Origin of the sequence: Bacillus paranthracis, assembly GCF_024296885.1 — a bacterium.
GTDB classification, from domain to species: domain Bacteria; phylum Bacillota; class Bacilli; order Bacillales; family Bacillaceae_G; genus Bacillus_A; species Bacillus_A paranthracis.
The window spans coordinates 1,505,753-1,519,563 of sequence record NZ_CP101135.1; the positions used below are offsets into that span (position 1 = coordinate 1,505,753).

Annotated in this window: 16 protein-coding genes, 1 pseudogene and 1 riboswitch; of the genes and pseudogenes, 15 read left to right on the forward strand and 2 right to left on the reverse strand. The window is 34.9% G+C overall.

Annotated elements, in window-relative coordinates; all coding sequences use genetic code 11:
* The first annotated feature begins 101 nt into the window (after positions 1 to 101).
* Positions 102 to 241, forward strand: a riboswitch (FMN riboswitch).
* Between the two features lie 162 nt (positions 242 to 403).
* A complete protein-coding gene (locus NLJ82_RS07675) occupies positions 404 to 982 on the forward strand; it encodes an ECF transporter S component (RefSeq protein ID WP_000810850.1) in 579 nt (192 codons plus the stop codon).
* A 123-nt stretch (positions 983 to 1,105) separates the two neighbouring features.
* Here NLJ82_RS07675 and NLJ82_RS07680 read toward each other — a convergent pair whose 3' ends face one another.
* A complete protein-coding gene (locus tag NLJ82_RS07680) occupies positions 1,106 to 1,354 on the reverse strand; it encodes a ferredoxin (protein WP_001151996.1) in 249 nt (82 codons plus the stop codon).
* A 298-nt stretch (positions 1,355 to 1,652) separates the two neighbouring features.
* On the opposite strand from NLJ82_RS07680, the gene NLJ82_RS07685 reads away from it, so the two are divergent.
* The 12 genes and pseudogenes from NLJ82_RS07685 to NLJ82_RS07740 all read left to right on the forward strand — a co-directional run bounded on the left by NLJ82_RS07685 (position 1,653) and on the right by NLJ82_RS07740 (position 11,565).
* A complete protein-coding gene (locus NLJ82_RS07685) occupies positions 1,653 to 2,714 on the forward strand; it encodes a YpbB family protein (protein ID WP_001176989.1) in 1,062 nt (353 codons plus the stop codon).
* Positions 2,704 to 4,233: a RecQ family ATP-dependent DNA helicase gene (locus NLJ82_RS07690; protein WP_000762990.1), complete on the forward strand. Its 1,530-nt coding sequence runs from the start codon at positions 2,704 to 2,706 to the stop codon at positions 4,231 to 4,233. The genes NLJ82_RS07685 and NLJ82_RS07690 overlap by 11 nt, the downstream gene beginning before the upstream one ends.
* Positions 4,233 to 4,796 (forward strand): CPBP family intramembrane glutamic endopeptidase, encoded by a 564-nt coding sequence (locus NLJ82_RS07695; RefSeq protein WP_001025765.1) that lies wholly within the window; start codon positions 4,233 to 4,235, stop codon positions 4,794 to 4,796. The genes NLJ82_RS07690 and NLJ82_RS07695 overlap by 1 nt, the downstream gene beginning before the upstream one ends.
* A gap of 22 nt (positions 4,797 to 4,818) precedes the next feature.
* Positions 4,819 to 5,298, forward strand: a complete 480-nt coding sequence (locus tag NLJ82_RS07700; protein ID WP_001254344.1) for a LysM peptidoglycan-binding domain-containing protein — start codon at positions 4,819 to 4,821, stop codon at positions 5,296 to 5,298.
* A gap of 57 nt (positions 5,299 to 5,355) precedes the next feature.
* Entirely contained in the window at positions 5,356 to 6,132 is a 777-nt protein-coding gene (locus NLJ82_RS07705; RefSeq protein ID WP_000637818.1) for a metallophosphoesterase, read from the forward strand.
* Positions 6,132 to 7,007, forward strand: a complete 876-nt coding sequence (locus NLJ82_RS07710; RefSeq protein ID WP_001142635.1) for a MerR family transcriptional regulator — start codon at positions 6,132 to 6,134, stop codon at positions 7,005 to 7,007. The genes NLJ82_RS07705 and NLJ82_RS07710 overlap by 1 nt, the downstream gene beginning before the upstream one ends.
* A 77-nt stretch (positions 7,008 to 7,084) precedes the next feature.
* Positions 7,085 to 7,693, forward strand: a complete 609-nt coding sequence (locus tag NLJ82_RS07715) for a genetic competence negative regulator (RefSeq protein ID WP_001235392.1) — start codon at positions 7,085 to 7,087, stop codon at positions 7,691 to 7,693.
* A gap of 267 nt (positions 7,694 to 7,960) precedes the next feature.
* On the forward strand, positions 7,961 to 9,247 hold the full coding sequence (gene gudB, locus NLJ82_RS07720) for an NAD-specific glutamate dehydrogenase (protein WP_000225176.1): 1,287 nt from the start codon (positions 7,961 to 7,963) through the stop codon (positions 9,245 to 9,247).
* 78 nt (positions 9,248 to 9,325) lie between these two features.
* A pseudogene (locus NLJ82_RS07725) lies at positions 9,326 to 9,536 on the forward strand (hypothetical protein).
* A 92-nt stretch (positions 9,537 to 9,628) separates the two neighbouring features.
* Positions 9,629 to 9,865: a DUF3961 domain-containing protein gene (locus NLJ82_RS07730; RefSeq protein ID WP_001983018.1), complete on the forward strand. Its 237-nt coding sequence runs from the start codon at positions 9,629 to 9,631 to the stop codon at positions 9,863 to 9,865.
* A 79-nt stretch (positions 9,866 to 9,944) separates the two neighbouring features.
* On the forward strand, positions 9,945 to 10,475 hold the full coding sequence (locus tag NLJ82_RS07735) for a peptidoglycan recognition protein family protein (RefSeq protein ID WP_001240643.1): 531 nt from the start codon (positions 9,945 to 9,947) through the stop codon (positions 10,473 to 10,475).
* A gap of 109 nt (positions 10,476 to 10,584) precedes the next feature.
* Complete coding sequence (locus tag NLJ82_RS07740; protein ID WP_001168493.1) at positions 10,585 to 11,565, forward strand: YpdA family putative bacillithiol disulfide reductase; 981 nt, start codon at positions 10,585 to 10,587, stop codon at positions 11,563 to 11,565.
* 37 nt (positions 11,566 to 11,602) lie between these two features.
* On the opposite strand, the gene ansA is transcribed toward NLJ82_RS07740, so the two are convergent.
* Entirely contained in the window at positions 11,603 to 12,577 is a 975-nt protein-coding gene (ansA, locus tag NLJ82_RS07745; RefSeq protein ID WP_000822020.1) for an asparaginase, read from the reverse strand.
* A 179-nt stretch (positions 12,578 to 12,756) separates the two neighbouring features.
* On the opposite strand from ansA, the gene NLJ82_RS07750 reads away from it, so the two are divergent.
* Complete coding sequence (locus tag NLJ82_RS07750) at positions 12,757 to 12,930, forward strand: YpfB family protein (protein ID WP_000738061.1); 174 nt, start codon at positions 12,757 to 12,759, stop codon at positions 12,928 to 12,930.
* 128 nt (positions 12,931 to 13,058) lie between these two features.
* Positions 13,059 to 13,736 carry a (d)CMP kinase gene (cmk, locus tag NLJ82_RS07755; RefSeq protein ID WP_000361264.1) on the forward strand — a complete coding sequence of 226 codons (678 nt, stop codon included), beginning with the start codon at positions 13,059 to 13,061 and terminating at the stop codon, positions 13,734 to 13,736.
* Positions 13,737 to 13,811 lie beyond the last annotated feature (75 nt).

The window sequence follows — 13,811 nt, forward strand, 5'->3', positions numbered from 1 at the left end:
TTTGATTATGTAAAATTAATAACTTATTTTTAATAAGTTACGATTTTTTTGTTCACAATACGATCATGTTGTTGTATAATGAAGTGGAAAATAGAATATCGGTCTATCTTCGGGGCAGGGTGAAAATCCCGACCGGCGGTGATGAACTATATGTGATTTTGTTCTAAGCCCGCGAGCCGTTAAGGCAGGATTTGGTGTGATTCCAAAGCCGACAGTACAGTCTGGATGGGAGAAGATGGAGGTTCAAGCGTTCAAAAAAGATAGGTATTTGAACGTCTGTTTGATGTGCCTTAAATTCTCCCTTTGTGTAAAACACAAAGGGTTTTTTCGTTCTATGAAAAAGTAGGCATAGCAGAACCTTTCCACTTTCCATGAGATGATCGATGGAAAAGGAGAGAGAAAGATGAAACAAAAAAACAGTGTAGTGCAGATGGTGAGTGTAGCGATGCTAAGTAGTATTGCATATTTACTGATGATGTTGGATTTCCCATTCCCAGGGCTTCCGCCATTTTTAAAAATTGATTTTAGTGATGTACCAGCTCTAATTGCTGCAATTATTTTCGGGCCGGTTGCAGGGATAATTGTAGAAGCGATAAAGAATATTTTACATTACGGGATTCAAGGGAGTTTAACGGGAGTACCAGTTGGAGAAATTGCTAACTTTATTGCAGGATGTTTATTTATTGGACCAGCAGCTTTCTTATTTAGAAAGTATCGTACTGTTAAGAGTTTAACGACAGGATTAATGCTAGGGACAATTACAATGGCTCTTATTATGAGCGTATTAAATTACATCATCATATTCCCAGCTTACACTTGGTTTTTAAATTCACCAGCTATGTCTAGCGAAGCGATAAAGACAACGGTTGTAACGGCAATTTTACCATTTAATTTGATTAAAGGAATTGTTGTGACAATTGTATTTGTAGCGTTATTCTCACGCCTGAAAGTATGGGTGTTTGCAAAAATGAAAAATGCATAAAATATAAAATAAAACCATTAGTAGTATGTAACTACTAATGGTTTTTTAATAAGGAGAATGAAAATAGAAAACAAAAAATACCCCTCAAAGGAATGAGGGGTATTTTTTGAAGTTAATAAAAGACTATTCGAATTTTAAAGCATCGCCGTCGAATGATTCGTCAGCAACTTTAATTGAGTCAGTTGGACAACCTTCGAATGCATCCATCATATCTTCAAGTAATACATCTGGAATTTCAACAATACCTTGGTTATCGTCTAATGTTACGAATGCAATACCTTCATCATCATAGTCATAAATGTCTGGTGCAGCAGCGCCACAAGCACCACATGCGATACAAGTATCTTTATCAACGATTGTATATTTTGCCATCTTTTTTCCCTCCTGATAATATGTATGTGAAAAGCTCGCCATAAAAATTATAACCTTATTGTAAAACGGTTTTTAAAACTTTTCAACATAAAATTATAATGATAATCCTTATCAATTAGAGTGTCAACTAATTTTTGCATTATGTCATAAGATTTTCAAAATACGTAAATGTTATTTCGTTTGGTACAATAGAATATATACAAGTATATATTGCCCATATGATAAGTTTAATGAGTAACGGTAGATGGCGCAATCATAACAAAAAGCAATTAAGTTAGATTGAAAGGTGGAAGCGGTAATGCAACTACAATATACTGTATTGTATTGTTTAAAACAATTGAATGGTGAAAGGACCGTTTCTTCTATTTATTATTTATTAAAGGGAAAACGTTCTTCGCAAACGTTACAAGATGGAAATATGTTCCGAATTTCTTTTTTGTTTGGAATATATAAATTGTTAAATAGAACTGAATATGATCGTGAAGTTGCAAAGTTGTTGCAAGCAGATTTAATTCAGGAAATACATGAAAATACATATTTGTTAACATCTAAAGGTGAAATGCAGTTACATACATGGGAGGAATGGTATGCTTTCCCAGCGCATTTACATGGTTTGCACTATGGTGAATTAGGTGAAACGTTTTGGAAAAGATTATCTTTAATTATTCAAACTGTATCTAATTTACAACAGAATAATACGAAGTTTATTCCTATTCAACAAGATACAGAAATAATGGTGTGGGTGAAGCGATTTTTAACAGGTATGCCGTATAGGCGAATTGAATTGGCAAAAAGATTATGGAAAGAAATACATAATCTTTTAGGGAAATGTGATGTGATAGAAGCGACGATTGTAACATATAGATTAACAGGATATGAACGTATCGGTTGTACATTGCAGCAGTTAGCGGAAATTACGAAACGAGATATTTTCAGGGTGTATTTTTTATTTTGGGGTACAATTCATTTCCTTATACAAGAAGTTCGCGATAAAGAAAATGAATTTCCGTTATTAGCTGAGATTATCTCTTATCCAAATGAGAGAGCTGAATTATTTAGTTTATCAACGAAAAAAACATATAATTTTTGGAGGCAAGGGCGCTCGTTAGAAGAAATAGCGACGATTAGAAATCTAAAGGTTGCAACGATAGAAGATCATTTTGTTGAAATTGCTTTGCGAGAAAGAGATTTTTCTATCGAGATGTTTATGGAAAAAGAAAAAATAGATAAAGTAACAGAAGTAATTGATGCATTACAAACACGTAAGCTGCGTGAGTTGAAACAAGCGGTTGGAGAGGATATCTCTTATTTTGAAGTTCGTCTTGTATTGGCGCGGATGGAGGGTATAAATGAAACTTGAGGAATATTTATATAGGTGGTTTGGATATTCTGAATTTCGTCCAGGTCAAAAAGGGGTAATTACAGATTTATTGGAAGGAAAAGATGTTATAGCGATGCTTCCGACCGGAAGAGGGAAGTCTATGTGCTATCAACTTCCAGGGCTCATGCAAGAAGGGACAGTACTTGTTGTATCACCATTATTATCTTTGATGGAAGATCAGGTTACACAATTAAAATATGTTGTGAAAAACCGAGTGATAGCATTTAATAGTTTTCGGACATTACAGGAAAAAAGAGAAGCGATGAAAAGATTAGCTTCTTATAAATTTATTTTTGTATCACCAGAGATGTTGCAGTCGGAATTGTTAATAAGAGAATTGAAGAAAGTTCATATTTCATTATTTGTTGTGGATGAAGCTCATTGTATTTCGCAATGGGGTTATGATTTTAGACCAGATTATAAAAAACTAGATGTAGTTATTAAGAATATCGGGTCTCCTACGGTGCTAGCATTAACTGCAACAGCGACGAAAGATGTACTCCGAGATATAGCAGAGAGTTTGAATTTGGAGAATGTGACGCAGCATGTGTATTCTATTGATCGTCCAAATATAGCAATGGAAGTACAATTTGTAGAGACGATAGAAGAGAAGAAAGAGGCGCTTTTGGACCAGGTGATGTATTTACAAGGGCCGGGGATTGTATATTGTTCAAGCAGAGCGTGGACAGAACGTTTAACGGAATATTTAAGAGGAAAAGGCGTTACTGGTGTCGCTTTCTATCATGGTGGTATGGAACATGAAGAGCGTATGTTAATTCAACAGCAGTTTATGAATGACCAATTACAGCTTGTAATATGTACAAGTGCTTTTGGTATGGGAGTAAATAAATCGAACACGAGATATATTATTCATTTTCACTATCCGACTAATATAGCTTCTTATTTACAAGAAATCGGAAGAGCTGGAAGAGATGGTGAACCAAGTATAGCTATTTTACTATGTAGTCCGTTAGATCACGATTTACCAATTTCAATCATTGAAGATGAATTGCCAAGCCAGTCACAAATACAATTTTTATTTTCTTTACTGCAGGAAAGAATGTTTCAAACGAAAGAATTACCAATAGAAGAGGTAGAAGAAATTTGTTATAATGCAGCAAGATTTAATGAACAATATTGGCGTTTCATCCGCTATCATCTTGAACAGCTTGGAATCATACAACAACGAAAACTAATATTAGAGAGCTTGTCAGATGAAATTATGAACAGATTAATAGCTGAAGTAGAAATAAGGTTACGTAATAAATATAGTGAGCTAGAAAACATGAAATCATGGATACAAGTGAAAGAATGTAGACGAGAATATTTGCTGCGACAGTTCGGTTACAGAAAAGAGGGCGAGGTAAAGAATTGCTGCGACTATTGTCATATTACAAAAACAGATTATAAAAAAAGACAAGCGCAACAATCGGATTTCGACTATAATTGGGAAACAGAGTTACAAAAGCTTTTCGGTCTAGAAAAGATGGGGGAATGATGAACATTCAAAGGCATAATATTGAAGATATGAGTCCGAAAGAAATAAGGCTGAATCTGTATATCACACAGTTCATTATTATCGGTATCGGTTGTTTACTAGCATATATACTATTCCGAGATATAAAATCGGTGTATAGTCTGTGGAAATGGGAACCGGTGTCTATACTTATAATAGGTGGCTTGTTAGCGATTGGTATTGTGTTATTAGATTATGTTGCAATGCGAGTATTTCCAGAGTCTTGGTTTGATGATGGTGGTATTAATGATAGGATGTTTCAAGGGATGTCGGTTATGCATCTACTCGTTATTACGTTCATTATCGGCTTTGCAGAAGAATTTTTATTTAGAGGTGTAGTGCAGACGCACTTTGGAATTGTAATAGCAAGTTTTGTATTTGCAGTATTACATATTCGATATATAAAAAAGCCATTTTTGTTTTGTTTCGTCTGTTTCATTAGTTTTGTTTTTGGCTATGTATTTGAATGGACAGGAAATTTGTTTATAACAATCTTTGCACACTTTCTTGTTGATTTTATAATGGGGCTTCAATTAAGAAAATAAATGGAAGGTGGTGGTGAACAACATGAGAAGACGAATTCCTGATTTTGAAGAGGAATTAGAAGTTGAGCGAGTGGAAGAAAAAGAAGGTTTACCGCCGCGTAGTGAAATTCATAGAAATAAAGAGAAAAAACAAAAGTTTAAAATGAATCATATTTTCGTTCGAGTTTTAACATTTCTATTCATATTATTACCAATTAGTATTTTATGGTATACGGATAAATATATTCAGGTGAAAAGTGATGGTAATAACGCTGGAAAAAGTGCATTTGAGGTCATTTTCTTTGATTCAGCTAAATCTCAGTCCGAGGCATCATCTGAGAAAGTTGTCACGCATACGGTGAAAGAGGGAGAAACTTTAGAAAGTATAGCGAAGCAATATTTTTCAGATGAAACTGGGATCGAAGTGATTAAAAAGTATAATGATTTACAAAAAGATGAAGTGAATGTAGGTCAAGAATTAAAAATTCCGATAAAAGATAAGTCCACAAAGCGAGAAAGTTAGTAAAATACTTACTATAAAAACTGAGGATTATCTTTATGAGGAGGGGAGTAAAAATATATGATATGGATTATCTTATTAAGTACTCTCGTTTGTATTGGTATTATAATGCTTCTTGTAATGTATACAGAAGCAATGCGTAATACGGTGCTAGAACATACTTTAATATTTGAAGAATTTCCGAAAAGTTTTCAAAAAGTAAATGTATTTTTTATATCTGATATTCATAGAAGGGTCATTTCGAATTCGTTAATTGAACAAGTAAAAGGAAGAGTTGATCTTGTAATTATTGGTGGTGATTTAGCGGAAAAAGGTGTCCCTTTATCGAAAATCTCTGCAAATATACAAAAGCTAAGAGCGATAGCTCCTGTATATTTTGTATGGGGAAATAATGATTATGAAATTGAATATCATGAATTAGATGCTTTGTTATTAGAAAATAATGTAAAAGTTTTAGATAATACAAGAGTTGTATTTGAGTCTGAATTAGGAGAGAAAATTTGTTTGCTCGGTGTAGATGATGTTGGTTTGGAACGTGATCGTTTAGATTTAGCGTTGGCTGATTGTAAAGAAGATGGTTTTCGCATATTAATTAGCCACAACCCTGATATAATAAATAAAATGTCTGGAAAAGAACAAATTTCACTTGTGCTAAGTGGACATACACATGGAGGGCAGATTCGATTATTCCCATCTAAAAAATATTTAAAAGGTGGCGTATATAAGCATTCAAATATAACTCTTTTTGTTAGTAATGGGTATGGAACAACGTTGATTCCACTTCGCTTCCGAGCACCTGCTCAAACACATATTATTACGTTATGCGGAGGGAAATGATGCCAACTCTAAACGGAAAATATAACATAAAAGCTGTTTCAAAAATAATTGGAGTTCAACCAAGTACGCTTCGTGCATGGGAAAGAAGATATCAAATGATTGCCCCAAAGCGGAATCATGCGGGGCATCGATTATATACAGAAGAGCATATTCAAATTTTGAAATGGTTAATGGACAAGGTTTCTTCCGGCATGATGATTGGACAAGCAGTTCAATTATTAGAAGGGAATCGTTTGCAGAATAGTGTTCAAAATGAAATACATTACGATAGAGAAGTTGTTTTAGTGGACGATTTACTACAAGCTTTGTTAAAATTTGATGAAATTACAACTTCTGCATTGTTAAACGAGGCCTTTAGTATTTATGCAACAGAAAAAGTTATCGCAAGTATTGTTCTTCAAGTGTCAAATAAATTGTTAACGTTAAAAAATAATAATGAAGTTACAATGGTGCAATTCCAATATGTCGTATCATTTTTACAAACGCGTCTAGGGATGGTATATCATAATGCATCATCGTTTTCTTCTATACACAAAGTTGTTGTGTTAGAAAGTAATATGTTGAAAGGGTTTGTTTTCTCAACGTATTTACGATTAAAAGGATATGAGGTGATATATATTAGGGCAAGCTTAGCGGAAGATAGTATTACGTTAGCTGTTGAGCAAATAAGACCTAAATATGTAGTAATCTCTTTTGATGACGGACGAGAACTGAAGAACGCAACGAGCTACTTGAATTTGTTGCAAGAAAAAAGTGAAAACCTTTCTGTTGGGGTTATAGGAGAAATAGGTGCTGGAGATCAGTTGAACATTCAAACAAACCTAATTGGTGATACGAAAGAAGAATGGGATAATTGGTTAAACATGTTAGAATAGTTGTTCGAAAAGAACCATCTATTTTCTATTTCATATAATAAAAATTATATTCATTGGTTGCGTAGGGAGGGTATGAGATGAGGCTGGAACGATTAAATTACAATAAGATAAAAATTTTCTTAACATTTGATGATTTATCTGAACGAGGATTAACGAAAGAAGATTTGTGGAGAAATGCACCGAAAGTACAGCAATTATTTCGTGATATGATGCAAGAAGCAAATAAAGAATTGGGATTTGAAGCGGATGGCCCGATTGCAGTTGAAGTATTTTCTCTACAAGCGCAAGGAATGGTCGTAATTGTAACGAAAGAACATCAAGAAGCGGATACAGATGATGAGTTCCGTGACGAGTTTATTGAAATGCAAGTGACTCTAGATGAAAGCGAGCATATCCTTTATGAGTTTGCTACACTAGATGACGTAATTAACCTGTCGAATCGTTTATATAACCTTGATGTAACTGGCGGAAAATTATATACGTGGGATGGGCGTTTCTATCTTTGGATGGAAGAAGAGGAGCAAATACAATTACTGAAGGCAGATTTTATAGCTATTTTAGCGGAATATGGTAATCCGTCTACAGCAACTATTTATCGTCTAATGGAGTATGGTAAAGAATTAATGGCTTCTCAAGCAATTGAACAAATACACAATTACTTTGTGAAAAAACAAAACCTTAGCTAATGTAACATAGCTAAGGTTTTGTTTTTTACCTTACTTAAATGTATTTTTTCAAAGTACTGTACATGAATAAAATAAAAAATATTTAAATATTTAAGTATTTTACTTTTCTAAAAGCGATAAAAGGACTATAATGATAGTGAAAACGCTTGCAAAAGAAAATACTTTGTATATATTTGTTAGCGTTTTCTATTGCATTCCAAATTTAACGGTGTATACTAGGCAATGAAGGTTTACTAAACAAGTGAAATTACAGGGGGTTTACTTACTATGGTAGCCGAAAAGGGAACTCAAACAAAAACACAACAACAAAGGGAACAACATTTTGAACTATTGAATTCAACACAAATTGTTATCAGTGAAGCGTTAGAAAAATTGGGTTATCCAAACGAAGTATATGAATTATTAAAAGAACCAGTTCGTATGATGACAGTGAAAATACCAGTTCGTATGGATGACGGGACTGTTAAAATATTTACAGGATATCGTGCACAACATAATGATGCTGTTGGTCCAACGAAAGGTGGAATTCGCTTCCATCCGAATGTAACAGAAAATGAAGTGAAAGCACTTTCAATTTGGATGAGTTTAAAATGTGGTATTGTTGATTTACCATATGGCGGAGGTAAAGGTGGAATTATCTGTGACCCGCGTGAAATGTCATTCCGTGAGTTAGAAAGATTAAGCCGCGGTTATGTACGAGCAATTAGCCAAATCGTAGGACCGACGAAAGATATTCCAGCTCCAGATGTATTCACAAACTCTCAAATTATGGCATGGATGATGGATGAGTATAGCCGTATTGACGAATTTAATTCACCAGGATTTATTACAGGTAAGCCACTTGTATTAGGTGGATCACATGGACGTGAAACAGCAACAGCGAAAGGTGTTACAATTTGTATTCGCGAAGCTGCAAAAAAACGCGACATTGATATTAAAGGTGCACGCGTTGTTGTTCAAGGATTCGGTAATGCTGGTAGCTTCTTAGCTAAATTTATGCATGATGCAGGTGCGAAAGTTATTGCGATCTCAGATGCTTACGGCGCATTACATGATCCAAACGGATTAGATATTGATTATTTATTAGACCGTCGTGATAGCTTCGGTACAGTAACAAAACTATTTAATAATACAATTTCAAACAAAGAATTGTTAGAACTTGATTGCGACATTTTAGTTCCAGCTGCAATTGAGAACCAAATTACAGAAGAAAATGCTAATGATATTAAAGCAAAAATCGTTGTTGAAGCTGCAAATGGTCCAACAACATTAGAAGCAACTAAAATTTTAACAGATCGCGGAATTTTACTCGTTCCAGACGTATTAGCGAGCGCTGGTGGGGTAACAGTATCTTACTTTGAGTGGGTACAAAATAACCAAGGTTACTACTGGACTGAAGAAGAAGTAGAACAACGTTTAGAAAAAGTAATGGTAAGATCATTTGATTCTATTTATGAAACAGCACAAGTTCGTAAAGTGAATATGCGCTTAGCAGCGTATATGGTCGGTGTTCGTAAAATGGCTGAAGCAAGTCGCTTCAGAGGTTGGGTATAATATTATATTGTGAGAAAACGTGATTCCTTTCGAGGGAATCACGTTTTTTTGTTGAATTATTAGAGTGAGGTGTTGTAAATGGGAAATGAAATGATGGAACGGGTAGAACAATTAGAAGAAAAGGTTAAGAGGTTAGAGGGAGAACTTGCAAGAACGACGAAAGCCAAAAAAGACAAGTATTGTTCGGGTGTTCGGGGAAGGGCTACTGTTTTTAATATTTGGTGCGGTTGTAGTAGGGCCAATTATCGCCTTTGTAATCACGATTCTTACTGGATTTGCTGAAAAATAAAATAAAAACGAAAAGAACGCTTGTTCTATACGAACAAACGTGCTATACTCTCCTTAGATAAACAAAACGGAAATGATTTTAAGGAGAGATAAATGATGAAAATGACAGTAGACCAAAGATTTATGATGCCAGCGGATGTTGTAGAACGAGTGGAAGTATTAAGAAACAAACAAAGTAAGCGCGGCACATTATTACAATCAGTAAATAAATTTTTCGGTTTAGATACGAAAGAAGATTGTGTTTGGTTTTACGGTTTTTATGGAGTTGCTGTAAGTATTTTATTATTTATGGTGTTCACATCAAATATTTTCGATTTTCTCTTCGCGTAAGAAATATGCTATAAGGACATTGCTACCGAATACATATATAAAGAAGTAAGGTAATCTTCTGAAGCGGGAGTTGGTAGTAATGGCGATGTTTCCTATAGAGCGTAACTATATTGGATATGGAAGTTCACGGCCGGGAATTCCTCTTTCTAAAGTAAGGTTTATTGTAAGCCATGATACGGGGAATCCTGGTAGCAATGCGATTGGGAATCGGGATTATTTTAATGAAATACAACCGAAAGCTTCGGCACATACATTTATAGATGACAAAACAATACTAGAAATTATTCCTATAAATGAAGTTGCTTATCATGTTCGATATGGTGTGCCGACAGATAATGACTTATATGGGTATGATGCCAATAAGGCTGCCATTGGAGTGGAGCTTTGTTATGGCGGTGATGTTAATTTTTGGGAAGCATATACCCGTTTTACGTGGTATCATGCGTATTTATGTCAAAACTTCGGCTTGAATCCGAAAAAAGATATCGTATCACATAAAACACTTGATCCAGCCAGAAAGATTGATCCTGAAAATGTTTTAGGGAAACAAGGTATTAAATTTCAGCAGTTTTTAGCAGATGTCTATCGGATGTACGTTTCGTTTAGATGACAAATATATGAAAAATGAATACAATAAAGATAGGTGCCTACTGCTGTAAGTAGGTTTTTTCTTGTTTTTATAAATAGTGTATTGGTAGAAGACTAGGAGTGAACCGAGTATGCAGAAAGAAACAGCTATCATAATTGGAGGCGGTCCGTGCGGATTAGCAGCAGCAATTTCGTTGCAAAAGGTAGGGATAAATCCGTTAGTAATTGAAAAAGGAAACATTGTAAATGCGATTTATAATTATCCAACCCATCAAACATTTTTCTCTTCTAGTGAAAAATTAGAAATTGGTGATGTAGCTTTTATTACAGAAAATCGTAAGCCTGTTCGAAATCAAGCGCTTGCGTATTATCGTGAAGTAGTAAAGCGTAAATCTGTACGTGTAAATGCTTTTGAACGAGTAGAGAAAGTTCAAAAAGATGGAGAAGTTTTTCAGGTTGAAACGACAAAGCGTGACGGAAGTAAAGAAATGTATATAGCGAAATATATTGTTGTAGCAACTGGATATTATGACAATCCAAATTATATGAACGTTCCAGGTGAGGAATTGAAGAAGGTAGCTCACTATTTTAAAGAAGGACATCCTTATTTTGATCGAGATGTAGTCGTTATAGGTGGGAAAAACTCGAGTGTAGATGCCGCGTTAGAGCTTGTGAAAGCTGGTGCGCGTGTAACGGTACTATATCGCGGAAGTGAGTATTCACCAAGCATAAAGCCTTGGATTTTGCCAGAGTTTGAGGCGTTAGTCCGAAATGGTACAATTCACATGCATTTCGGGGCTCATGTGAAAGAAATTACTGAACATACATTAACGTATACAGTTGATGGCGAAGCATATACAATCCAAAATGATTTTGTATTTGCGATGACTGGTTACCATCCTGATCATAGTTTCTTAACAAAGATGGGTGTTCGGATTGATGAAGCGACAGGACGTCCAATTTATGCAGAGGATACGATGGAAACGAACGCTGCAAATATTTTCATTGCAGGTGTAATTGCTGCTGGAAATAATGCAAATGAAATATTTATTGAGAACGGTCGATTTCATGGGGATGCGATTGCGCAAACCATTGCAACAAGAGAAATATAAAAAGAAGCTGTCGGAATAAACTTCGACAGCTTCTTTTTTAATCGTGCATAAACATGTTTTGGATTGCTTCATGAGAAGTTGTATTCTCTAATGCAACTAATAATTTAATACGTGCTTTTTGAGCGTTTAAACCGTATGTGAATACAATACCCATATCTTTTAATTGTTTGCCGCCACCTTCATATGAATATACATCTTGAACGATCCCATTGAAACAGCGAGAAACTAATACGACAGGAATTCCTTTATTTATTAGCCGTTCTAGACTAGGAAGTGTTCTTGGAGGTAAATTACCTTGTCCAAGCGCTTCAATAACAATCCCGTCTACTGGAAGATTTTCAATTGCTGCTAACAATGTATCGTCCATACCAGCGTACGCTTTTAGAACGACTACATTTTTAGAAACCTTATTTACTGAATATGTTTCGTGATGTACTAAAGCATGGTGGAATACAACACCACGTTTTGTTACCATACCGATTGGTCCATACTGTGGACTTTGGAATGTTGCTACATTACTTGTATGTGTTTTCGTTACGTTTGTAGCGCAATGAATTTCGTCGTTTAATACGACTAAAACGCCTTTTTCGGCAGCTTCACTACTGCTAGCGACTTTTACAGCGGATAAGAAGTTATATAGACCATCAGCACCTAATTCATTGCTAGAGCGCATTGCACCTGTTACAACGATCGGAATAGTTGCTTGTACTGTTAAATCTAAGAAATAGGCTGTTTCTTCTAATGTATCCGTACCATGCGTAATGACTACGCCATGAATGTTGTCTTGTTTTACTCTTTCATCAATGATGACTTGTAATTGTAACATTTCGCTCGGTGTCATATGAGGAGATGGTAGATGGAACACATCTTCAACGATTAAATCAACATCGCCTTCTAAATCAGGAATGAATTTTAAAAGAGGATTTTTTTCACCTGGTTGTACGACCCCAGTTTCTTTATCTTCCTCCATTGCAATTGTTCCACCTGTGTGTAAAACTAGGATTCTTTTCAATGCTTATACCCCTTTCAAGTAAAAAATACATTTAGAACATAACATGTTTTGAGTAAATTCGACAATGGAAATGTATAAAAGTATGCCTCGAAAATGACAATAAAATGAAATGCTATATGTACGATGTATAAAATTACGAAACGAAATGTGCAAATACAGTATAGGAGGGAGCCATTACGTTGAAAAAGATGGAGAGAATGCTTATTCGTATATTAATAATACAATTCATTTGTCTTTCTGTTGTGCAATTGTTATTTATACATAAGTCATCAGTGAAATATTTATCTAAAATTGTTTATTATGAAGGTGTCATGGTAAAAAACAAAGCAGAAATCTTACAGGTGAATAGGTAGTTTTCATTTTCTTCTATGAAGGATTATGCTACAATAATTGAGGATTTAATGACGTGAAGCAAATGAGAAGAAGCAGGAGAATACCTGCTTTTCGTTTTGTTTTATAAGTGAAAAAATGAGGTGTTACAATGGATAAACGAATTTCAATTGCTATAGATGGTCCAGCAGCTGCTGGAAAAAGTACAGTTGCGAAAGTTGTAGCGAAGAAGCTTTCTTACGTTTATATTGATACAGGCGCAATGTATCGTACGATTACATACGCAGCCCTTGAGCAAAAAGTGGATATTGAAAATGAAGAGCAGTTAATGGAAGTTGTAAAAAATGTGAAAATCGAGTTTCAGCAAGGAGAAAATACACAACTTGTATTTTTAAATGGACAAGATGTTTCTGAAGTCATTCGTACACCTGAGGTAACGAATCGAGTATCGATTGTGGCGAAACATCGCCTTGTTCGTGAAGAAATGGTACGCCGTCAACAAGAGTTAGCGGAAAAAGGCGGCGTTGTAATGGATGGTCGTGATATTGGTACACATGTGTTACCAGATGCTGAAGTGAAGATCTTTATGCTTGCTTCTGTTGAAGAAAGAGCAGAAAGAAGACATTTAGAAAATATGAATAAAGGTTTCGATTCTAATTTAGAGCAGTTAAAAGAAGAAATTGCTCAGCGTGATAAATTAGATTCAGAACGCGAAGTTTCTCCTCTAAAAAAAGCTGATGATGCATTGGAATTAGATACAACTTCTTTATCAATTGAAGAAGTTGTCCAAAAAATTATGGGTATTGTTTCGGGAGTGTTTGCGAAATAAAGAAAGGGGGTAGCCTCTTTCTTTTTTGTTTATATAAAAATGTAAAGGATACGTGAATTGTGAGTCTCTTTCCTT